We start from the raw sequence: 21,024 nt of genomic DNA on the forward strand, positions 1-21,024 counted from the left end.
GTGACGAACACAGCAGCGACGCTCATCGACAATCCCATCCGGTTGGCCCTGGTCGACGACCACCGGATGCTCCTGGGAGCGCTGACGGAGTGGATCAGAGGCGCCGCGGACGACATCAACATGGTGGCCGCCGTGACCACCTGGCCCGAGCTTCTCACCCACCCGGAGTTCCCGGTCGATGTGGTGTTGCTCGACCTGGACCTCAAGGACAACATCCCGGTCTCGCTGAAGATCTCCACCCTCAAGACGGCCGGGGTGAAGACCGTGCTGATGAGCACCTACTCCGAGCCGGCTCTCGTGCGCGAGGCCCTCGCCGCCGGCGCTCTCGGCTACCTCGTCAAGACCGAGGAGGCCAGCACCATCGTTGAAGCCATCCACGCCGCGAACGTCGGCGAGTCCTACATCTCCGCCGAACTCGACCTCGCCCTGCACGCCGGAGCCGCCGGCAGCTCGCCGCGGCTGAGCGCCCAGGAACGCCGGGTGATGGCGTTGTACGGAGCCGGTGAGCCGGTCAAGGCCGTCGCCCACCAGCTGGGCATCTCCGAGGAGACGGCGAAGTCGTACCTCAAGCGGATCCGCGAGAAGTACCGTCTTGCCGGTTTTGATGTCGGAACCAAGGTGGCCCTACGGAAGCGCGCCATCCACGACGGCATCCTGCTGCAGTCCGACTAGAACGCCACCGGCCGGGTCGGCGCGGCGCTCAGTCCGTGCCGACCACCGTGATCAGTGCGGTGCCGTACGGTACGTGCTGCCCCCGCTTGCGACGGACCCTGTCGATCGCGAAGGTGACAACGGCCAGCGCCAACCCCACCACGCTCAGGCCGAACCCGACCCAGATCGGGGCGAGATAGCCCAGCCCGCCCGCGATGACGATGCCGCCCAGAAACGCGCCGAGCGCGTTGCCGAGGTTGAGCGCCGAGTGGTTGAGGGCCGCGGCGATCGACTGGCTGTCGTGTGCGACATCCATCAGCCGGGTCTGGATGGTCGGCGACAGCGCCGCCGCCGACGCGCCGACCAGGAACACCCCGGTCAGCAGCCCGGCCAGGTGCTGCGCGGAGAAGGCAAGCAGCAGCAGGGCCGCGAGCATGATGGCGAAGAAGGCGTACATGCTGCGCCGCACACTGCGGTCGGCGAACACGCCGCCGGCGAAGTTGCCCACGGTCATTCCCAGGCCCACCACGACGAGCACCAGCGGCACCGCGAGAGCAGGCAGCCCGGTGACCTCGATCACCAGCGGGGCCACGTAGGTGTAGACGGCGAACAGACCGCCGAACCCGACGGCGCCGATCAGGAGCGCGAACCAGACCTGCAGGCGCCCGAAGGCGCGCAGCTCGTTGCGCATGGTGGCGCCGGGGTTCCCGGCCTGGAACGGCACGGCCACGATCACGGCGACGAAGGTCACCGCGAAGAGGGCGGCCACGGCTATGTAGGCGACCCGCCAGCCCGCAACCTGGCCGAGCCAGGTGATCGAGGGCACGCCGATGACGTTGGCGATGGTGAGGCCGGAGAGCACGATCGCGACACCGCGTGCCCGCTTGCCCGGGCCCATCAACTCGGCGGCGACCAGCGACGCGATGCCGAAATAGGCGCCGTGCGGCAGGGCGGCGACGAACCGGGCCACCAGCACCAGGCCGAAGGTCGGCAGCAGCGCGGAAGCGATGGTGGCCAGGGTGAAGCAGGCCAGCAGAACGAGCAGCAGCTGTTTGCGTGGCCACCGGGCCGCGGCCGCGGCGATCGTGGGCGCCCCGACGACGACACCGAGAGCGTATGCGGAGATGAGCCAGCCGACCTGGGCGTTGGCGGCATCAGGCGACGACGCGTAGAGGCCGGGCAGCAGGTCGGCGGCCAGATTGGGCAGCAGTCCCATGGCGACGAACTCGGTGGCGCCGATCGCGAAGCCGCCGAGGGCGAGAGCCAGGAGGGCGAGGCGAACGCGGGTCGGCGACAGGCGCGTCGACCCGTCAGAGAGTGAGGGCATCAATCCAGACTACGGGGCGGTCGTGTCTGGACGGTGACGCGGCGGCGCCAGGCCGGTGTCAGGATGCTCCGCCGGCCTCATCCATAGCCGCCTCGAGGCGGTCCAGCTTGGCGGTGAGCTCGCCGGAATAGCCGGGGCGGATGTCGGCCTTGAGCACCAGCGACACCCGGGAGCCGAACGCGCCGACGGCATCCGTCGCCGCCTTGACGACGGCGAAGACCTCGTCCCAATCGCCTTCGATGGTGGTGAACATCGAATCGGTGTGGTTGGGCAGGCCCGATTCGCGGACGACTTTCACCGCAGCGGCGACGGCATCGTGCACCGAATCGGTGGGGCCGCCGGAGGGGGCGACCGAGAATGCGACGAGCATGACTACTCCTTGAGGATCGGGCGATGCGCTGTGGCACCGGGACTGGCGGCGGCGCTCTCTGACAGTGTTGCGGAGGCGGCGCCGAGCCGCCAGATGCGAACGAGCATCCAGCCCAGCAGCACCAGCTCCAGGAGGTTGCGCACCGACAGGATCAGCACCATGGCCGGGGTGGTGGCCAGCAGGGCGTTGTAGAAGTACGGGTAGACGATCTGGGTGAGCGCCGCCATCGCCAAGGCCGTGAGCGCCGGGCCCCGCCAGGCTCGCCAGGACGAGACCAGGCCGAGGATCAGCGGGGCGGCCAGCCAGGTGATGAACTGCGGCGAGCCCACCTTGTTGACCGCGATCAGGGTGAGCACCAGGGCCAGCAGCAGCGGCGGGAACAGCAGGTCGGCCGATGCACCGGCGCGTTGGGCGCGCCAGCCCAATAGCAGCACCACGCCGACGCAGAGTGCCAGAAGCGGGGTCAGCACCGCCGCCGCGAGGTCGGTGCCCGCACCGATCACCTGGTAGGTCAGGATCTGCTGGTCGTAGTACACGACGGCGCCGGGGATGCCCAGGGCCGACTGCCACAACCACCAGGACGCCACCGGCGCCTCGATCTGGATCCCCCGGTTGGTCTGCTCGGTCACGAAGCTGAGGATCGTGGCCCCGCTGCCGGCGGCGAGGGCCGCTCCGATGATCAGCGCGGAGGTGCCGGCGAAGGCGGCCAGCACCTGCCAGCGCCGCCTCGAGGCCACCACCAGCGCGATGATCGCCGCGACCGGCCAAACCTTGACCCAGGTGGCGACGGTCAGGAGCACCGCTCCCCAGAACGGCCGGCTGCGCAGCCAGAGCAGGCCCAGAATCGCCAGCGGTACGGTCACGGAGTCGATCCTGGCCAACGCGATGGGGCCCAGCAGCAGCAGGAACAGCAGCCACCACCAGGCGGCCAGGGCTGCCGCCGAACCCGGCCGGCGACCGGTGAGCGCGGCGAAGGCGACCCCGTTGAGCACGGTCACCAGGCCGAGCCAGGTGAGCGCGTACGGCCCGGCGCCGAAGACCAGCGATGCGAGAATCGGGGCGAGGGCCAGGATCGGGTAGACGAAGTCGGTGTTGATGCCCAGGCTGACGGCGCCGGATGTCGTGGCCTCGGCCCAACCCAGGTACACCCGTTCCACGTCGCCGAGTGGCCAGCCGATGCCGCTGAGGTTCAGAGCGATGAGCACCGCGTGCACGATCGCGAAGCCGCACCACAGCAGGGCGGGGCGGCGCAGGAATTCAGGCACGCTCCACTGTGGCACACTCCACTGCGGCACACTCCCCCGGCGCCGCCGGGTCAGGCCAGCAGCGCCGCGATCGTCGCCGGAACGGCCAGGGCCACGTCGAGCGCCACGATCGGGCCACCGCCGGACGCCCGGTGCGCCGCCGCCGCGTGCACGAATGCGGCCGTGGCGGCGAGCGCGGCGAGCGCGTCGGCATCCGCCTGGATACGCCCGCTGTTCGTGGCCAGCAGGGCACCGAGGATGCCGGCCAACACGTCACCGGAACCGGCCGTCGCCAGCCAGGCGGGGGCGCCGGATACCGTCAGGCGGATACCGGACGGTGAGGCCAGGTGGGTGACGCTGCCCTTCACCAGCACCGTGACATCGAGCAGGACGGCGGCGCGGATCGCCCACTCCCCCGGCTCACCGGCGATGTCGTCGACGGTGACATTCTCGCCGGACCGGCCCAGCAGAGCGGCCAGTTCCCGGTAGTGCGGGGTGATCAGCCGGGGGCCGGTGCCGGCACAGACCAAATCGAGCGCGCCGGCGTCGAGCACCGTCGGCAGACCCTGACGGAGCGCCTTCTGCAGCTGTTTGGTGGTCTCCGGGCTGCGGCTGCCGGCGTCCATGCCCGAGCCGAGCAGCCAGGCCTGCACCCGGCCGTCGACCGTCACCACCTCCGGACGGCGCTGCATCACGAGGGTCCCGACCCGGCGGGGACCGAGGTAGCGCAGCATGCCCACCCCGGTGCGGCTCGCGGCTTCCACACCGAGCACCGCCGCGCCCGGGTACTCGGTGGAACCCGTGCGCACGCCCAGCACGCCGCGGCTGTACTTGTCATCGGTCGCCTGCGGCACCGCGATCCAGTCGCGGGCCTGGGCGGCCTCCCATTCCAGCCATCGTCGAGGTTTCGCCATGCACTCACGATAGGTTGTTTCGGTGTCCGATATCAGCACCGTCCTCGCCCCCGCCGCAGCCGATTCCGCCGCGGCGGTCTCCCTGTTCGACCCGATCAGCCTGCGCGAGGTTGTCATTCGCAACCGGCTCTGGGTCGCGCCGATGTGCCAGTACTCCGTCATCGAGCGGGACGGCGTGCCGACCGACTGGCACCTGGTGCACCTGGGCTCGATGGCCGCGGGCGGCGCCGGGCTGATCGTCACCGAGGCCACCGCCGTCAGCCCGGAGGGCCGCATCACCGACCGGGACACCGGGATCTGGAACGACACCCAGGCGTCCGCCTGGGCGCACATCGTCGACTATCTGCACGGGCAGGGCGCCACCGCCGGCATCCAGCTCGCCCACGCCGGCCGGAAGGCGTCCACCTGGCCGGCCTGGGGCACCAGCCTGCACGGCAGCGTGCCCGCCGACCAGGGCGGCTGGCCGACGCTGGGGCCCTCCGCCATCGCCTTCCCCGGCTACGCGGCACCGATGGCACTCGACCACGCGGGCATCGATGCCGTCGTCGCCGACTTCGTCACGGCCGCTCGACGCGCCATCGTCGCCGGCTTCGACGTCCTGGAACTGCACGCCGCCCACGGCTACCTCTTGCACCAGTTCCTGTCCCCGCTGAGCAATCAGCGCACCGACGAGTTCGGCGGCTCACTGGAGAACCGGGCGCGCCTGCTCCTGCGCGTGGTGAAGGCCGTCCGGGCCGAGGTCGGCGAGAGTGTTCCGCTACTGGTGCGGTTCTCCGCCACCGACTACACAGTCGACGGTTGGAGTGTGGAGGAGACCGCCGTCGTCGCCGGGTGGGCCGCCCAGGCCGGGGCCGACTTCTTCGACGTGTCCTCCGGCGGCAACGTCACGGGCGTGCAGATTCCCCTGACCCCCGGGTACCAGGTTCCCCTGGCGCAATTCGTCAAGGACACTGCCGCCGTACCGGTCAACGCCGTCGGGCTCATCACGACAGCCGCACACGCTAACGAGATCGTTGCCTCCGGCGCGGCGGATGCCGTCATGCTCGGCCGCGAGTTCCTTCGCGACCCGCACTTCGCCCTCCGCGCCGCCGCCGAGCTGGGCGTGCCACTGGACTACTGGCCCGGCCAGTACGCCAGGGCAGCCTGGCCGGCGGTCTAGCGACCTATACCTCCTGGGCGACGCAGAGGATGTTGCCCTCCGAGTCCTTGAACCAGGCGGCACGTTCCTGGTCGGTGGTGGCAATGCCGTTCTCGGTTTTCAGGCCGGGCAGGTCGTACTCCTCGAACACCACCCCCGCCTCCCTCAGCCGGGCGACCTCGGCGTCGACGTCGTCGGCCATCCAGATCAGGGCCGTGTTCTTGGCCGTGCCCGCGTTCTCGGTTTCGTACACCAGCACCGACCCGCCGGAGGGGGTGCGGAAGCGCATCTCGCCCTCGCGGACGTCGGTGGGCTCCAGGCCGAGCTTGTCGGTGTAAAAGGACCGGGCCCGCTTGATGTCCCTGGCGGGCAGGACCGCCACGGTTTCCAGTTGACTCAACATGAGTGTGTCCTCGCTTTCCAGCTATGCCTGTCAGGGTACGCCGGGTGCCCCAGGCCCACGAGGGGGCCCGGTCGTCGCCGGGCGAGAAGAACTAGGCTGGACCGAATGACCCACCCGAGTGAGACCGCCACCAGCCGGCCGACCGACATCCGCCTGATCGCCAGCGACATGGACGGCACCCTGCTCGACGCCGACGGAGCGGTCCCCGAGCGCTTCTGGCCGCTGCTGGAGAGCATCCTGGCGGCCGGGATCCTGTTCTCCCCGGCAAGCGGGCGTCAGTACCAGACGCTGCAGGCCGTCTTCGGCGACCGGGACGGGCTGGTCTACATCGCCGAGAACGGCACCAACATTGTGCGGGACGGCGTCAGCATCGCCATCGAACCCGTCGTCGGATCGATCATCGCCCCGGTCGTCGAGTGGGTGCGGGCCCAGGCCGCCGCCGGCGCCGACCTGGGCATCGTGGTGTGCGGGGCCAGGTCCGCGTACATCGAACGGACCGATGAGGCTTTCGTCGCGCAGGTGCGTCCGTACTACGCGGCCCTGGCAACGGTCGCCGATGTCACGGTGGCCGCCGCGGACGATGACGTGCTCAAACTGGCGATCTTCGACGCCGGCCGCGCCGAGACCCGCACCGGACCGGCCGTTCGCGCCCTCGACCTGGCCGCCGATGTTGTCGTCTCCGGCGCCAACTGGGTCGACATCATGCGGCCGGGAGCCAACAAGGGTACGGCGCTCATCCGTCTGCAGCAGCACCTGGGCATCAGCCGGGAGCAGACCATGGCCTTCGGCGATTACCTGAACGACGCCGAGATGCTCGACGCCGCCGGGCACTCCTATGCCGTCGCCAACGGCCACCCGAGCATCCGCGCGCGGGCCAGGCACCAGGCTCCGTCGAACCTGGATGAGGGCGTCATCACGAGCATCCTCGCGGCGTTGCCGGCGCTGGCAACGGCCTGACCTAGAGCCGGCGGGTGGCGTCCTGCACTTCGCCGACGAGCTCCTCGATGATGTCCTCCAGGAACAGCACTCCGGTGGCGTCACCGGTGACGGTGAAGGTGCGGGCCAGGTGTGCGCCGGAGCGGCGCATGGTGGCCAGGGCATCCTCGAGGTCGGTGTCCTCGAAGATCGACACCAGTTGGCGGATCAGCTTGGCCGGGATCGGGTCGGTGTAGCCGGTCTTGCCGGTGTCGACGGGGTCGACCGGGTCGACGTCCAGGCCGAGCACGTCCTTGAGGTGAATGTAACCGCTGGGCTCGCCGGATTCGTAGTCGAGCACGTAGCGCGAGAATCCGTGCCGGGTGACGGCCTTCTCCACGTCGGCGGGGGTGGCCGATTCCGGCAGGGTGACCAGCTGGTCCAGCGGCACGGCGATGTCCTTGGCCGTCTTGGTGGTGAACTCGAACGCCGCTGACAGCGCGCCGGAGTCGTCGCTGAGCACGCCCTCCCTGGTGGACTGCGTGACGATGGTTGCCACCTCGTCGAGGGTGTAAGTGCTCGTAGCCTCGTTCTTGGGTGCAACACCGAACAGGCGCAGCACGCCGTTGGCGGTGGAGTTCAGGGCCACGATGACGGGCTTGACGAGGCGGCCGAAGAACACCAGCGGCGGGGCCAGGATCAGGACGGCCTGGTCCGGGATCGAGAATGAGAGGTTCTTGGGCACCATCTCGCCGAAGACGACGTGCAGGTACGACACTATGAGCAGCGCCATGATGAACGCGATGGTGCCGATGGCCTCTTCGGGGAGCCCGGTGAGCTTCAGCGGGATCTCCAGCAGGTGGTGGATCGCCGGCTCCGACACGTTCAGGATCAGCAGCGAGCACACCGTGATGCCCAGCTGGGAGGTCGCCAGCATCAGCGTGGCATGCTCCATGGCCCACAGCGCGGTCTTGGCGCTGCGCTTGCCGGCCTCCGCGAGGGGTTCGATCTGGGAGCGGCGCGCTGAGATCACGGCGAATTCGGCGGCGACGAAGAACGCGTTGCCGAGCAGCAGCACGAACAGCCAGCCGAGTCCGGCCCAGTCGTTCATCGGCCGCTCACCCGCTTGGTCTGTGATGAAGTGGTCACTGGTGCCTTCTGGATGGTGCGCACGGCGCCGGTCGCGGGCGCGCCGGGTTCGACAGGGTCAGGGGTGTAGCGCAAGCGGTCGATGCGACGGCCGTCGAGCCGTTCCACCCGCAGTTCACCGGTGGCGATGCGCACGAGGTCGCCGACGACGGGCAGCCGGCCGAGTTCGCTCATCACGTAGCCGGCGACGGTCTCGTATGGGCCGTCCTCTGGCACGGTCAGGCCGGCCCGCTCGTGCAGCTCGTCCGGCCGCAGCATGCCGGGGAAGGTCAGGGAGCCCTGCGAGCGCACGATGCCGGCCCTGGTGCGGTCGTGCTCGTCGGCGACCTCGCCGACGAGTTCCTCCACCAGGTCCTCCAGGGTGACGACGCCGGCGGTTCCGCCATATTCGTCGACGACGACGGCCATCTGGAAGCCGCGGCCCCGCAGCTCGCCGAGTAACCCGTCGAGCTTCATGGTCTCCGGCACGCGCAGTGCTTCGGACTGCAGGGCCGACACCGGCACGTCCGAGCGTCGTTTGCGCGGTACGGCCACGGCCTGCTTGACGTGGACGATTCCGACGACGTCGTCGGCGCTCTCGTCGATGACGGGGAAGCGGGAGTAGCCGGTCTGCCTGGTGAGGTCGATGACGGCCTGCGCGCTGGCGTTGCGCTGAATGCTGGCGAGCCGGGGGCGGGGGGTCATCACGTCGGATGCGGTGTGCCCGGAGAACAGCAGGGTGCGGTGCAGCAGGGTCGCCGTGTCGGCCTCGAGCAGGCCGGCGCTGGCGGACCGGCGCACGAGCGAGGAGAGTTCCTCGGCAGTGCGGGCCCCGGAGATCTCTTCCTTGGGTTCGATGCCGACCATCCGGAGGAGGCCGTTGGCGCTTTCATTCAGCACGGTCACCGCGGGCTTGAACACCGTGGTGAACACGGTCTGGAACGGGATGACGACCTTGGCGGTCTGGATCGGCAGCGCCAGGGCGAAGTTCTTGGGCACGAGCTCACCGACGATCATCGAGACCAGGGTCGCGAGCACGATGGCGACGGCCGATCCCACCACCGGCACCGCGGGCTCGGGGATGCCGACCAGGCCCAGCGGTCCCGCGAGCAGGGAACTGATCGCGGGCTCCAGCGCATACCCGGTGAGCAGGGTCGTCAGGGTGATACCCAGCTGGGCGCTGGAGAGGTGCGTCGAGGTGATCTTGAGCGCGGCGATGGTCATCGCCAGGCGGGTTTCCCCGCGGTCGCGGCGCGCCTCGAGGTCGGATCGGTCGAGGTTGACCAGCGCGAATTCGCTGGCCACGAACAGGCCCGTGCCCAGGGTCAGGATCAGGCCGATCCCGAGCATGATCCACTCATACACGGGCAGCACCGCCGCGGGTCACGGGCGAGGGTTTATGGTCGGGTGAATTCGCAGAAGGGGGGTCGTCCATTAGAGGGTCAACTATACCGGGGCTGCCTGTGCGGTAGCACGCCTGCGTTACCAGGAAACCACGAGCGCCTTGCCCTCTTCATAGCCGGCTGCGGACTGGATTCCGACCTTCGCCCGGTCGTGGAATTCGGCCACGCTGGCCGCCCCCGCGTAGGTGAACGAGCTGCGCACCCCGGACGTGATCATGTCGAGCAGGTCTTCGAGCGAGGGACGCAACGGGTCCAGGTAGATCTTCGAGGACGAGATGCCCTCGGCGAACAGGGTTTTGCGGGCCAGTTCGTAGGCGTCGAGCCTGTCGAAGCGCTGCTGCACGGCCTTGGTCGATGCCATGCCCCAGCTCTCCTTGTAGAGGGCGCCGGATGCGTCGGTGTCCAGGGTGCCCGGCGCTTCGATGGTGCCCGCGAACCAGGACCCGATCATCACCGACGCGGCCCCGGCGGCGAGCGCGAGCGCCACGTCGCGTGGGTAGCGCACCCCGCCATCCGCCCAGACGTGTGCGCCGAGCTTGCCGGCGGCTTCGGCGGTCTCGATCACGGCGGAGAACTGCGGGCGACCCACGGCCGTCATCATGCGGGTGGTGCACATGGCGCCGGGCCCGACGCCCACCTTGATGATGTTCGCCCCGGCGCCGACGAGGTGCTCGACGGCGTCGGCGGTGACCACATTGCCGGCCACGATGGGGATGCCGAGCTTGAGCTCCGAAACCGTGCGCAGCGCGCGGATCATGCCGGCCTGGTGGCCGTGCGCGGTGTCGAGCACGAGCACGTCGACGCCGGCGGCGGCGAGCGCGCGGGCCTTGGCGGCGACGTCGCCGTTGATCCCGACGGCGGCGGCGACGAGGAGCCGGCCGGACGCATCGACGGCCGGCTGGTACAGCGTGGAGCGCAGGGCGCTCTTGCGGCTGAGCGTGCCGATCAGCTTGCCGCGCAGCAACACCGGCGCGAAGTCGAGGTCGGCGGCCGTCATCACGTCGAAAGCGCTGCGCGGCCCGTCGATGTCTTCGGCGTCGAGGGAGGTGAGCGGGCCGTGCAGCAGATCGCCCAGGCGGGCGTCCGGTAACGCCGAGGCGAGCCTGGCCGCGTCGATGCAGCCCAGGTAGGTATCGTCACCGTCGTGGATGACCAGGCCCTGACCGGTGACCGGCGGGACCTGGCGCAGCGCGTCGGCCACGGTGGCGTCGGGGGCGAACACGAACGGGGTGTCGTACTGCACGGGCTGCGACTTCACCCAGCGGATGGCCGCATCCAGGTCCTGCAGGTGCATGTCCTGCGGCAACACGCCGAGGCCGCCACGCCGGGCGAGAGATGCCGCCAGGCGGGGACCGGTCACCGAGTTCATATTGGCCGAGACGATCGGGATCGTGGCCGCGGTGCCGTCTCCCGGCGCGAGGGACACGTCGAGCCGACTGCTGATCGCAGACTGGCTGGGCACCAGGAAGACGTCGGAATAGGTCAAATCGTGGCGGGGAACCGCTCCATAGAACTGCATGTTTTTAACGCTAGTCCTCCCAAGCCGTACCGGTGCAGCACCTCGATGGGATTAGTCTTGATATCAACACACTGACCCGGCGGTTGTGATCGCCATGGACAATCAGAATCAACGAAGAGAGTGGGCGATCAGCTGTGTCGAACCAGTTGACCGGCGGTGGGTCCGAAGAAACGGCCTCTGCTGAATTCGGAGCCAACGAATGGCTCGTAGACGAATTTTACGAACGTTACCTCATCGACAAGAACTCGGTGGATCGGGCCTGGTGGCCGATTCTGGACAGTTACCACCAGAGTGCAACGGCGCCGAAGCAGGCCGAGCAGGACGCCCCGGCCTCCGAGGGTGCTGCCTCGAGCATCGCCCCCGCCGCCGCAGAGGTTCCCCCGCTGGCAGAGGAACCCGCGACACCGACGGCCGAAGCGCACCCGATCACCGCGCCGATCCCCGTTCTCGGCGGCCCGCGCACGGCCCGCACCACGTCGATCGCCCCCAAGCCGGAGCCAGTTCCCGCCGACGCCCCGATCACCACCCCGCAGCCCGTGGTCTCCGCCGTCGCGCCCACTCCCCCGCAGGATGTCGTCACCCCGCTCCGCGGCATGGCCAAGAGCCTCGCGGCCAACATGGCCACCAGCCTCACCGTGCCCACCGCGACGAGCGTGCGCACCATCCCGGCGAAGCTCCTCATCGACAACCGCATCGTGATCAACAACCACATGAAGCGGGCCCGCGGCGGCAAGGTGTCGTTCACCCACCTGATCGGGTGGGCACTGATCCGGGCGCTCAAGATGTTCCCCAGCCAGAACGTCTACTACGACGAGCAGGACGGCAAGCCCTCGGTGATCGCCCCCGCCCACGTGGGACTGGGCATCGCAATCGACCTACCCAAGCCCGACGGCACCCGCTCGCTGATGGTCCCGGCCATCAAGCGGGCCGACACCATGACCTTCGGCGAGTACCTGACCAGCTACGAAGACCTGGTCGGCCGCGCCCGCAAGGGCAAGCTCACCGCCGACGACTTCTCCGGCGCCACGGTGTCACTGACCAACCCCGGCGGCATCGGCACCGTGCACTCGGTGCCGCGGTTGATGAAGGGCCAGGGCTGCATCATCGGCGCCGGCGCGCTCGACTACCCGGCCGAGTTCATGGGCGCGAGCGTCAAGACGCTCACCAGCCTGGCCATCTCCAAGACCATCACCCTCACCAGCACCTACGACCACCGGGTCATCCAGGGTGCCGGCTCGGGTGAGTTCCTCAAGATCGTGCACGAGCTGCTCATCGGCCAGCACAACTTCTACGAAGACATCTTCGCCGCGATCCGGATCCCGTACGACCCCATCCACTGGGCCCCCGACATCAGCGTCGACCTGGCCAGCGCCGTCGACAAGACCGCCCGCGTGCAGGAACTGATCAACGCCTACCGCGTGCGCGGCCACCTGATGGCCGACATCGACCCGCTCGAGTACCAGCAGCGCACCCACCCCGACCTGGACATCGCCAGCCACGGCCTCACCTTCTGGGACCTGGACCGCGAGTTCATCACCGGTGGTTTCGGCACCAAGCGCACGATGCTGCTGCGCGACATCCTCGGCGTGCTGCGGGACTCGTATTGCCGCACGACGGGCATCGAGTACATGCACATCCAGGACCCGGCCCAGCGCAAGTGGGTGCAGGAGAAGATGGAGAAGACCTACGTCAAGCCCACCCACGACGAGCAGATGCGCATTCTCGGCAAGCTCAACGAGGCCGAGGCGTTCGAGACGTTCCTGCAGACCAAGTACGTCGGCCAGAAACGCTTCAGCCTCGAGGGCGGCGAGTCCACCATCGCGCTGCTCGACGCGATCCTGCAGGGCTCCGCGGAGGCCGGCCTCGACGAGGTCTGCATCGGCATGGCCCACCGCGGCCGCTTGAACGTGCTCACCAACATCGCCGGCAAGACCTACGGCCAGATCTTCCGCGAGTTCGAGGGCACCCAGGACCCCCGCAGCGTGCAGGGCTCCGGCGACGTCAAGTACCACCTCGGCACCGAGGGCACCTTCCGCGGCACCAACGGCGAGGAAGTGGCCGTGTACCTGGCCGCCAACCCGTCCCACCTCGAGGCCGTCGACGGTGTGCTCGAGGGCATCGTGCGCGCCAAGCAGGACCGCAAGCCCATCGGCACGTTCTCCACCCTGCCCGTCCTGGTGCACGGCGACGCCGCCATGGCCGGCCAGGGCGTGGTGCTCGAGACCTTGCAGATGTCTCAGCTGCGCGGCTACCGCACCGGCGGCACCATCCACCTCGTCGTCAACAACCAGGTCGGCTTCACCACGCCTCCCGGTGAGGGCCGCACCTCGGTGTACTCCACCGACGTGGCCAAGACCATCCAGGCCCCGATCTTCCACGTGAACGGCGACGACCCCGAAGCCGTCGTGCGGGTCGCCGAACTGGCGTTCGCGTACCGGCAGGAATTCAAGCGCGACGTCGTGATCGACCTCGTCTGCTACCGCCGACGCGGCCACAACGAGGGCGACGACCCCTCGATGACGCAGCCGTTGATGTACAACCTCATCGAGGCCAAGCGCAGCGTGCGGAAGCTCTACACCGAGGCGCTGGTCGGACGCGGCGACATCACCCAGGCGGAGTTCGAAGCGGCCCACGCCGACTTCCAGGACCGCCTGGAACGGGCGTTCCTGGAAACGCACGCCGCCCAGACCTCGTCGATCCCGATCATCACGCCCGGCGAAGCCGCCGCGGCGGCCCGCGGACTCGCCGGCCACGGCGCCCCTGACGACGCCGTCGGTGAACCCGAGACCACCGGGGTGCCCGAAAGCGTCGTGCACCTCATCGGCGACACTTTCAACAACAAGCCGGCCGGGTTCACCGTGCACAACAAGCTGCAGCAGCTGCTGCAGAAGCGCCTCGACATGAGCCGCAACGGCAACATCGACTGGAGCTTCGGCGAACTGCTCGCGCTCGGGTCGGTGCTGCTGGAGGGCACTCCGGTGCGGTTCGCGGGCCAGGATGCCCGCCGCGGCACCTTCGTGCAGCGTCACGCGGTGCTGCACGACCGGATGAACGGCCAAGAGTGGTTGCCGCTGGCGAATCTCAGCGAGAACCAGGCCCGGTTCTGGATCTACGACACCCTGCTCAGCGAATACGCGGCGATGGGCTTCGAATACGGTTACTCCGTGGAGCGGGCCGATGCCCTCGTGCTCTGGGAGGCCCAGTTCGGTGACTTCGCGAACGGCGCCCAGACCATCATCGACGAGTTCATCTCCTCGGCCGAGCAGAAGTGGGGCCAGCGTTCCAGCGTTGTGCTGCTGCTCCCGCACGGCTACGAGGGTCAGGGCCCCGACCACTCGTCCGCCCGGATCGAGCGGTACCTGCAGATGTGCGCCGAGAACAACATGACCGTCGCCCGCCCGTCGACGCCGGCGTCGTACTTCCACCTGCTGCGCCGGCAGGCGTACATGCGTCCGCGTCGCCCGCTGATCGTCTTCACACCGAAGTCGATGCTGCGCCTGCGCGGAGCGACCAGCCCGGTCGCCGACTTCACCAGCGGCAAGTTCGAACCGGTGATCGACGATGCGCGGATCCAGGACAAGGCCGCCGTCAAGCGGGTGCTGTTCATGGCCGGCAAGCTGTACTACGACCTGCTGGCCGACCTGGAGAAGAACCCGAACCCCGAGATCGCCCTGGTGCGCCTGGAGCAGTTCTACCCGCTGCCCGGCGCCGAACTGAAGCAGGTCGCCGAGCAGTACCCGAACGCCGAACTGGCCTGGGTGCAGGACGAACCGGAGAACCAGGGTGCCTGGCCGTTCTTCTACCTGCAGACGAACAAGCTCGGCACCCGCCCGATCCGCCTGTTCTCGCGGGCCGCGTCCGCGTCTCCCGCCGCCGGTTCGGCCAAGCGTCACGCCGCGGAACAGACCGAGCTGCTCAAGAGCGCGCTCACCCTGTAACGCAACGCACACGAAGAAGGGCCGCACCCGCCAGGGTGCGGCCCTTCTTCGTACGAGGTGGTCAGGACTTGGCGAGCTTGCTCGGCCACCAGATCTTCGGGCCGATGTCGTGGGCCAGGGCCGGCACCAGCAGCGAGCGCACCACGAAGGTGTCCAGCAGCACCCCGAACGCGACGATGAACGCAAGCTGGGCCAGGAACAGGATCGGCAGCACGCCCAGCGCGGCGAACGTGGCGGCGAGCACCAGACCGGCCGACGTGATCACCCCGCCCGTGGCGACGAGTCCGCGCAGGATCCCGGTCCGGGTCCCGAACCGGATGGACTCTTCTCGCACCCGGGTCATCAGGAAGATGTTGTAATCGATCCCGAGGGCCACCAGGAAGACGAATCCGTACAGCGGAACCACCGGGTCAGCGCCGGGGAACCCGAGCAGGCCGTCGAAGACCCACGACGCCACACCGAGCGCGGCGGCGAACGAGAGCACGACGGTGGCTATCAGCAGCACCGGCGCGAGGATCGAGCGCAGCAGCAGCATCAGGATCACCAGGATCACGCCGAGGATGATCGGGATGATCAGGTTGCGGTCATGGATGGCCGTGTCGGTGGTGTCCACGGCGATGGCCGTGGTGCCGCCGACCAGCACGGTGCCGGCCACGTCGTCCAGGGCCACCCGGAGCTCGCGCACCGTGGCTTCGGCCGGGGCGGAGTCACCCACGTCGGTGAGGGTCGCCTGCAGCATCACCTCGCCATCGATCACCGTCGGCTCGCCCACCGGGGTGCCCGGAGGGCCGAACGCCTGCACTCCGTCGCCGGTCACCGGCAGGGTGCCGCTGACGGACTCCTCGGAGAGCACGGTGACGGAATCGACGCCGTCGTTGGCGAGCAGCACATCGGTCATCGCCTGCAGCTCCGACTCCGGGCCGATGATGACGGCGGGGGTGCCGGATCCGCCGGGGAAGTGCTCCCCGACCACGGCCTGGCCGTCCCGGGCCTCTGAGGTGCCGAGCACGAATTCGCTCTGTGAAACGCCATCCGCCTTGAACTGGAACGCGCCGATGGCGGCGACGGCGAGAAGGAGCGTGCTTGCGACCCAGATGAGCCGGGCCCGGCGGCTGATCAGCTTGGCCAGCCACGGCCAGGCCCCCTTCGCGTTGTCGCCGTCGAGGCCGGGGTGGGCGGAGCCGAGTTTCGGGCGCACCGGCCAGAACGCGGCACGGCCGGCCCAGAGCATCAGCGCCGGCAGCAGGGTCAGTGCGGCCAGGAGGGCGAAGCCGATGCCGATCGCGGCGACCGGGCCGAGGGCCTTGTTGGAGTTCAGGTCGCTGAACAGCAGGCACAGCAGACCCACGATCACGGTGCCGCCGGCGGCCAGGATCGGATCGAACGAACCGCGCAGGGCGACGAGCGTCGCATCCCACTTCTTCTCGTGGTCCCGCAGGGCTTCGCGGAACCTGGCGACGTAGAGCAGCGAATAGTCCGTCGCTGCCCCGATCACGAGGATGAACAGGATGCCCTGCGTCTGTCCGGTCAGGATCAGCACATCTGCGCTGGCCAGCGCGACGACCACGAGCACCGAGGCGCAGAGCGCCGCGAGGCTGGTGAACAACACGATGACCGGCAGTAGCGGCGATCTGTAGACGATCACGAGGATCACCAGCACGGCCGCGAGGGCGGTGAGCAGCAGGATGCCGTCGATGCCGGCGAACGCACCGGTGAGGTCTGCGATCAGGCCCGCCGGTCCGGTGACATAGGTATCGACGCCCTCGATGGGGTTCTCGGCGAGGTAGGCGCGGATCGACTCGACGGTGTCGGCCGGGGTGATGGCGGTGTCGAGGGTGAGGATCGCCTCGGCCGCTTCCCCGTCCTCGGAGAAGATCGCCGGCGACACGCTTTCGGTCACGACGCCGTCCAGCTGGGCCAGGTCGGCGATCTGGTCGGTGATCGCGGCCTGGTCGGCCTCGGTGAGTCCGCCGGAGCGTTCGTAGATCAGCACACCGGGCAGCACGTCATCCCCCCGGAACTCGGCCTGCAACGCCTGCACCTTGGTGGCGTCGGCGCTGGCCGGCAGCTGCTGCACCTGGTCGTTGGTAGACACGTCACTGATCCGGCCGAACGACGCCCCGCCGGCACCGAACATGACGAACCAGACCAGGATCAGAATCGTGGGTATCAGGATGCGCAGCCAGAGCGGCACCCGGCTGCCGGAGCCGGTCCGTCGGGTCCGGCGCTCCGGGTCTGAGTGCGGTGCGGGGTCAGTCGTCTTCATCACAGTCCCGAGCGTAGGCGAGCGTGCAAACCGCTGCGTCGTCCGAAAGTTGGAAGATCGTGACCGGGAAATCGAAAAAGGCGGCACCCGCACCCTGTGGGTGCGAGTGCCGCCTTTTCACTCCGGGGAGACCCCGCTGCTGTTACGCCTTGCGACGGCCCACGGCGAAGCCGTAGATGAGCAGAACGATGATGGATCCGCCGATGGCGAGGAGCCACGTCTGGATGGAGAAGAAGTCTTCAAGCGGTGCGCCGAAGAGGGCGCTACCGAGGAATCCGCCGAGCAGTGCGCCGACAACGCCGAGCAGAAGGGTGATGAACCATCCGCCACCCTGGTTGCCCGGGAGGATCAGCTTGGCGATGGCGCCCGCGAGGAGGCCGAGAAGAAGGAATCCGAAAAACCCCATGGAGTGTCTCATTTCTGTTGGTGTGGGTACTGCTGGTGTTTCGGACGTGCTGTGCATGTCCGACCGGGCTCTTGCGAGCCGGCTTGATTACGCGGCCGGGAACCTAAGCGACGTCATTGTCGTCGGGTTCCTTGGCCACGTAAATGTCTGTGATGGTCACGTTCACGGTTGACACCGCGATTCCCACCAAACCTTCGATGGCTCGCGTCGTCGCGGCGCGGACCTGATCGGCGAGAGCCGTCAGGGGCACCGGATAGTCGGCGACGAGCACGATTTCGACGGCGACGTCGTCGTCGCTCACCGTGACGGAGATGCCGGGGTTGACGTCGGCACTGCTGATGGCGTCGAGGATCGCACCGAGGGCCCTGGTCGGCACGCTGCCCAGGGAGTGCACGCCCGGTACCTCGCGCACGGCCAGACCGGCCACCTTGGCGATGACGCTGTCCTTGATGGTCGTGACGCCCTGCCCCACCCTGTCGACAGCGCCGTCGGTCACCTCGCCGGCGTTGGCCGGCAGGGTGGTGGCCGAGGTCGGCTGCTCGGGGGTGCTACTGAACATCTGGAAACTCCTTGGTAGTCCGCGATGAGGGCAGAAATTGCATCGTCTAAGTTACGACGCAGCCCACGCTCGATTCGTCACGGATTCGCAGGAAAGTTTTTTCAGCGCCGAAGATCTACACTGATCTGGTACCACCCGCTCCCCGAGACTGGAGATGTCATGAGCACATCCACGAAGCCCACCGAGGAGCTGGCCGCAGCCGTCGAACAGGTTCCGGGCGTTGACGAACTCTACCCGGCAGCGCCCATCGTGGCCACCGTGGTGCACCAGGTTGTCGGGGCGATCACGGCGAAGCCGACGGCTCCGGAATTCGTCACGCTGACCGAGACGGAGGAGGGCGTCACGGCATCCGTCGCCATCGGCATCGCGGACGCTGACGCGGCGACGGAGGTCTGCCGCAGGGTCTACGACACCATCGAGGAGTACTTCGTCGAGTCAGGCGACCCTGCCGTGACGACGATCGAAGTGAAGGTGGCGCGGATCGGCTAGTGCGTCGGCCGTCAGTGCGCTGACTGGATGGCACGCAGCCGCAGCAAGACCTGATCGCGCAGGTCCTCGGGAGCGGTCTCCTTGCAGGCCCGCTGCATCACCTCGGTGAGGGTGCGCCCGACGTGGTGTTCGCTGCGGCAGTCCGGGCAGTGCTCCAGGTGCTCCCGGATGTCGATGGCGTCCTCCTTGCGGAGTTCGTTGTGCAGATACTCTTCGAGTTCGGCCTTGGCCTTCTCGCAACCGCAATCGGTCATTTTCTTGTGCTCCCGGATGTCTTCTTGATCGGTGCGCTCTGGCCGGTGCCGAGTCCGCGCTCGAGGGCGTAACCGGCCAGCAGCTCGCGCAGCAGGCGGCGGCCACGGTGCAGGCGACTCATCACCGTTCCGATGGGTGTCTTCATGATTTCGGCGATCTCCTGGTAGGAGAAGCCTTCGACGTCGGCGAAGTACACCGCCAGGCGGAAGTCCTCCGGGATCGATTGGAGGGCGTCCTTGACGGCGCTGTCGGGCAGGTGGTCGATCGCTTCGGCTTCCGCGGAGCGGCTCGACGTCGCCGTCGTGGATTCGGCGCCGCCCAGCTGCCAGTCCTCGAGGTCGTCGATGGTGCCCTGGTAGGGCTCTCGCTGCTTCTTGCGATAGGTGTTGATGAAGGTGTTCGTGAGGATCCGGTACAGCCACGCCTTGAGGTTGGTGCCCTGCTCGAACTGCTTGAACGACGCAAACGCCTTGACGAAGGTTTCCTGCACGAGGTCCTGGGCGTCAGAGGGGTTCCGTGTCATCCGCATCGCCGCTGCGTAGAGCTGGTCGATGAACGGCATGGCCTGTGCTTCGAACAGGTCCCGCTTGGCAGTTGTATCTGTTGTCATCACGGGCAATTCTAAGCCGTCGACGCCGCTGGGCGTCGCGGCCGTGCGTTCCATAAGCGTGGATGCGCTCACGTGACCTCCTGTGCCTCACTGTGTATCGGCAATCCCGACTATTCTGATAACCGATGTTGATCTCGAGATATTCCAAGCCGGAGTTCGATCCATACGGCGACAATTCGCCCGAAGAGACGGATGCCCTGTGGGCGGCCCCCGTCGCGCCGCGAGCGCTGACGGCCACCCTGTCGCTGCCCGGCTCCAAGTCGCTGACCAACCGCGAACTCGTCTTGGCGGCCCTGGCCGACGCACCCTCGGTGCTTCGCGCCCCGCTGCACTCGCGGGACAGCGACCTCATGGTTGCCGCACTGCGGCAGCTCGGCACAACCATCGAGTCCGTCGACGGTGACGGCGAATACGGCCCCGACCTGCGCATCACGCCAGGCGAGCTGTTCGGTTCCACCACGATCGACTGCGGTCTGGCCGGCACCGTGATGCGGTTCCTGCCGCCGGTCGCCGCGCTCGCGCTGGGCCCGACCACCTTCGACGGTGACGCCGGCGCCAAACGCCGACCCATGAAGACCACGATCAGTTCATTGCGCGCGCTGGGCGCCGACATCAACGACGACGGTCGCGGTGCCCTGCCGTTCACGGTGCACGGCACCGGCGGCCTGGACGGTGGCGAGGTGACCATCGACGCGTCCTCCTCCAGCCAGTTCGTGTCCGGCCTGCTGCTCGCGGCCCCCCGCTTCACCAACGGCCTGCGGCTGCGCCACTCCGGCGAGCGCCTGCCGAGCCTGCCGCACATCGAGATGACAATTCACACCCTTGCGCAGCGCGGCGTCACCGTCACCAGCCCCGAGGTCGGCGTCTGGTGTGTCGAACCGGGTCCGATCCGCGGCACCGAGGTCGACATCGAACCCGACCTCTCCAACGCCGCCCCGTTCCTGGCCGCGGCTCTGGTCGCCGGCGGCAGCGTCACCATCACGGGCTGGCCGACCACGACCACCCAGGTGGGCGCCCACCTGGCCGAACTGCTGCCGCGCTTCGGCGCCACCGTCACCGTCGACGGCGACAGGCTCACGGTCACCGGCACCGGCCGGATCACCGGGGTGGATCTCGACCTGTCCACCGGCGGCGAGCTGGCCCCCACCCTGGTGGGCCTGGCCGCCCTGGCCGACTCCCCGAGCACCATCACCGGCATCGGCCACATCCGCCACCACGAAACCGACAGGCTCGCCGCCCTGGCGACGGAGATCAACAATCTCGGCGGCCACGTCACCGAACTGCCGGACGGACTCGCCATCGAGCCGCGGCCGTTGCACGGCGGCACCTGGCACAGCTACGACGACCACCGCATGGCCACCACCGGAGCGCTGCTCGGGCTGGTCGTCGCGGGTGTCGAGGTGGAGAACATCGGCACGACGGCGAAGACCCTCCCGCAGTTCGCCGAGCTGTGGCACGGCCTGGTGTCCGGGCCGGTCGCTTCGTGACG

At 68.5% G+C, this 21,024-nt stretch carries 19 protein-coding genes; 6 read left to right on the forward strand and 13 right to left on the reverse strand.

The features are described 5' to 3' along the window. Entirely contained in the window at positions 1-672 is a 672-nt protein-coding gene (locus E3O57_RS10755; RefSeq protein ID WP_255416771.1) for a response regulator transcription factor, read from the forward strand. Between the two features lie 28 nt (positions 673-700). Here the strand turns inward: E3O57_RS10755 and E3O57_RS10760 are convergent, their stop codons facing one another. From E3O57_RS10760 to E3O57_RS10775, 4 genes are read right to left on the reverse strand one after another with little or no spacing between them, the layout of a single operon-like run. Then, on the reverse strand, positions 701-1,978 hold the full coding sequence (locus tag E3O57_RS10760) for an MFS transporter (RefSeq protein ID WP_088455346.1): 1,278 nt from the start codon (positions 1,976-1,978) through the stop codon (positions 701-703). A gap of 58 nt (positions 1,979-2,036) precedes the next feature. Continuing rightward, complete coding sequence (locus tag E3O57_RS10765) at positions 2,037-2,348, reverse strand: thiamine-binding protein (RefSeq protein WP_088455345.1); 312 nt, start codon at positions 2,346-2,348, stop codon at positions 2,037-2,039. Positions 2,349-2,350: 2 nt separating this feature from the next. Then, a complete protein-coding gene (locus E3O57_RS10770) occupies positions 2,351-3,613 on the reverse strand; it encodes a glycosyltransferase 87 family protein (RefSeq protein ID WP_103479679.1) in 1,263 nt (420 codons plus the stop codon). Between the two features lie 50 nt (positions 3,614-3,663). Then, complete coding sequence (locus E3O57_RS10775; protein WP_103479680.1) at positions 3,664-4,506, reverse strand: ADP/ATP-dependent (S)-NAD(P)H-hydrate dehydratase; 843 nt, start codon at positions 4,504-4,506, stop codon at positions 3,664-3,666. A 22-nt stretch (positions 4,507-4,528) separates the two neighbouring features. Between E3O57_RS10775 and E3O57_RS10780 the strand changes: the two genes are divergently transcribed. Next, positions 4,529-5,665 carry an NADH:flavin oxidoreductase/NADH oxidase gene (locus E3O57_RS10780; protein ID WP_241990377.1) on the forward strand — a complete coding sequence of 379 codons (1,137 nt, stop codon included), beginning with the start codon at positions 4,529-4,531 and terminating at the stop codon, positions 5,663-5,665. 4 nt (positions 5,666-5,669) lie between these two features. Here the strand turns inward: E3O57_RS10780 and E3O57_RS10785 are convergent, their stop codons facing one another. Next, positions 5,670-6,047 (reverse strand): VOC family protein, encoded by a 378-nt coding sequence (locus tag E3O57_RS10785; RefSeq protein ID WP_088455342.1) that lies wholly within the window; start codon positions 6,045-6,047, stop codon positions 5,670-5,672. Positions 6,048-6,152: 105 nt separating this feature from the next. Between E3O57_RS10785 and E3O57_RS10790 the strand changes: the two genes are divergently transcribed. Next, positions 6,153-7,004 carry a Cof-type HAD-IIB family hydrolase gene (locus tag E3O57_RS10790; protein WP_103460854.1) on the forward strand — a complete coding sequence of 284 codons (852 nt, stop codon included), beginning with the start codon at positions 6,153-6,155 and terminating at the stop codon, positions 7,002-7,004. Position 7,005: 1 nt separating this feature from the next. On the opposite strand, the gene E3O57_RS10795 is transcribed toward E3O57_RS10790, so the two are convergent. From E3O57_RS10795 to E3O57_RS10805, 3 genes are all read right to left on the reverse strand, one after another. Beyond that, on the reverse strand, positions 7,006-8,073 hold the full coding sequence (locus tag E3O57_RS10795) for a hemolysin family protein (protein WP_103479681.1): 1,068 nt from the start codon (positions 8,071-8,073) through the stop codon (positions 7,006-7,008). Continuing rightward, positions 8,070-9,440, reverse strand: a complete 1,371-nt coding sequence (locus E3O57_RS10800) for a hemolysin family protein (protein ID WP_103460856.1) — start codon at positions 9,438-9,440, stop codon at positions 8,070-8,072. The genes E3O57_RS10795 and E3O57_RS10800 overlap by 4 nt, the downstream gene beginning before the upstream one ends. A 132-nt stretch (positions 9,441-9,572) precedes the next feature. After that, entirely contained in the window at positions 9,573-11,012 is a 1,440-nt protein-coding gene (locus E3O57_RS10805) for a GuaB1 family IMP dehydrogenase-related protein (protein ID WP_088455339.1), read from the reverse strand. Positions 11,013-11,146: 134 nt separating this feature from the next. Here E3O57_RS10805 and E3O57_RS10810 point away from each other — a divergent pair, with 134 nt between their 5' ends. Further along, complete coding sequence (locus E3O57_RS10810; RefSeq protein WP_088455338.1) at positions 11,147-14,950, forward strand: multifunctional oxoglutarate decarboxylase/oxoglutarate dehydrogenase thiamine pyrophosphate-binding subunit/dihydrolipoyllysine-residue succinyltransferase subunit; 3,804 nt, start codon at positions 11,147-11,149, stop codon at positions 14,948-14,950. Positions 14,951-15,011: 61 nt separating this feature from the next. Here E3O57_RS10810 and E3O57_RS10815 read toward each other — a convergent pair whose 3' ends face one another. From E3O57_RS10815 to E3O57_RS10825, 3 genes are all read right to left on the reverse strand, one after another. Further along, the gene (locus E3O57_RS10815; protein ID WP_103479682.1) at positions 15,012-17,216 is read right to left on the reverse strand and encodes an MMPL family transporter; all 2,205 of its coding nucleotides are present in this window, start codon (positions 17,214-17,216) and stop codon (positions 15,012-15,014) included. A 142-nt stretch (positions 17,217-17,358) separates the two neighbouring features. After that, positions 17,359-17,622: a GlsB/YeaQ/YmgE family stress response membrane protein gene (locus E3O57_RS10820; protein ID WP_088455336.1), complete on the reverse strand. Its 264-nt coding sequence runs from the start codon at positions 17,620-17,622 to the stop codon at positions 17,359-17,361. Positions 17,623-17,725: 103 nt separating this feature from the next. After that, complete coding sequence (locus E3O57_RS10825) at positions 17,726-18,181, reverse strand: Asp23/Gls24 family envelope stress response protein (RefSeq protein WP_103460862.1); 456 nt, start codon at positions 18,179-18,181, stop codon at positions 17,726-17,728. Positions 18,182-18,340: 159 nt separating this feature from the next. Here E3O57_RS10825 and E3O57_RS10830 point away from each other — a divergent pair, with 159 nt between their 5' ends. Further along, positions 18,341-18,670, forward strand: a complete 330-nt coding sequence (locus E3O57_RS10830; protein WP_103479683.1) for a hypothetical protein — start codon at positions 18,341-18,343, stop codon at positions 18,668-18,670. A gap of 11 nt (positions 18,671-18,681) precedes the next feature. Here E3O57_RS10830 and E3O57_RS10835 read toward each other — a convergent pair whose 3' ends face one another. Both E3O57_RS10835 and E3O57_RS10840 read right to left on the reverse strand, forming a co-directional pair. Then, positions 18,682-18,924: a zf-HC2 domain-containing protein gene (locus E3O57_RS10835; RefSeq protein ID WP_088455333.1), complete on the reverse strand. Its 243-nt coding sequence runs from the start codon at positions 18,922-18,924 to the stop codon at positions 18,682-18,684. Next, positions 18,921-19,535, reverse strand: coding sequence for a sigma-70 family RNA polymerase sigma factor (locus tag E3O57_RS10840; protein ID WP_241990380.1), 615 nt, complete (start codon positions 19,533-19,535; stop codon positions 18,921-18,923). The genes E3O57_RS10835 and E3O57_RS10840 overlap by 4 nt, the downstream gene beginning before the upstream one ends. Positions 19,536-19,660: 125 nt before the next feature. On the opposite strand from E3O57_RS10840, the gene aroA reads away from it, so the two are divergent. Next, complete coding sequence (aroA, locus tag E3O57_RS10845; RefSeq protein ID WP_088455331.1) at positions 19,661-21,022, forward strand: 3-phosphoshikimate 1-carboxyvinyltransferase; 1,362 nt, start codon at positions 19,661-19,663, stop codon at positions 21,020-21,022. Positions 21,023-21,024 lie beyond the last annotated feature (2 nt).

Source organism: Cryobacterium sp. TMN-39-2 (genome assembly GCF_004402745.1).
GTDB classification, from domain to species: domain Bacteria; phylum Actinomycetota; class Actinomycetes; order Actinomycetales; family Microbacteriaceae; genus Cryobacterium; species Cryobacterium zongtaii.

Coding starts and splice junctions, on each gene's coding strand:
- E3O57_RS10760 (WP_088455346.1), bottom strand. CDS start 1,978: ATGCCCTCACTCTCTGACGGGTCGACGCGCCTGTCGCCGACCCGCGTT.
- E3O57_RS10765 (WP_088455345.1), bottom strand. CDS start 2,348: ATGCTCGTCGCATTCTCGGTCGCCCCCTCCGGCGGCCCCACCGATTCG.
- E3O57_RS10775 (WP_103479680.1), bottom strand. CDS start 4,506: ATGGCGAAACCTCGACGATGGCTGGAATGGGAGGCCGCCCAGGCCCGC.
- E3O57_RS10785 (WP_088455342.1), bottom strand. CDS start 6,047: ATGTTGAGTCAACTGGAAACCGTGGCGGTCCTGCCCGCCAGGGACATC.
- E3O57_RS10790 (WP_103460854.1), top strand. CDS start 6,153: ATGACCCACCCGAGTGAGACCGCCACCAGCCGGCCGACCGACATCCGC.
- E3O57_RS10795 (WP_103479681.1), bottom strand. CDS start 8,073: ATGAACGACTGGGCCGGACTCGGCTGGCTGTTCGTGCTGCTGCTCGGC.
- E3O57_RS10800 (WP_103460856.1), bottom strand. CDS start 9,440: ATGCTCGGGATCGGCCTGATCCTGACCCTGGGCACGGGCCTGTTCGTG.
- E3O57_RS10805 (WP_088455339.1), bottom strand. CDS start 11,012: ATGCAGTTCTATGGAGCGGTTCCCCGCCACGATTTGACCTATTCCGAC.
- E3O57_RS10815 (WP_103479682.1), bottom strand. CDS start 17,216: ATGAAGACGACTGACCCCGCACCGCACTCAGACCCGGAGCGCCGGACC.
- E3O57_RS10820 (WP_088455336.1), bottom strand. CDS start 17,622: ATGGGGTTTTTCGGATTCCTTCTTCTCGGCCTCCTCGCGGGCGCCATC.
- E3O57_RS10825 (WP_103460862.1), bottom strand. CDS start 18,181: ATGTTCAGTAGCACCCCCGAGCAGCCGACCTCGGCCACCACCCTGCCG.
- E3O57_RS10830 (WP_103479683.1), top strand. CDS start 18,341: ATGAGCACATCCACGAAGCCCACCGAGGAGCTGGCCGCAGCCGTCGAA.
- E3O57_RS10835 (WP_088455333.1), bottom strand. CDS start 18,924: ATGACCGATTGCGGTTGCGAGAAGGCCAAGGCCGAACTCGAAGAGTAT.
- E3O57_RS10840 (WP_241990380.1), bottom strand. CDS start 19,535: ATGACAACAGATACAACTGCCAAGCGGGACCTGTTCGAAGCACAGGCC.
- aroA (WP_088455331.1), top strand. CDS start 19,661: ATGTTGATCTCGAGATATTCCAAGCCGGAGTTCGATCCATACGGCGAC.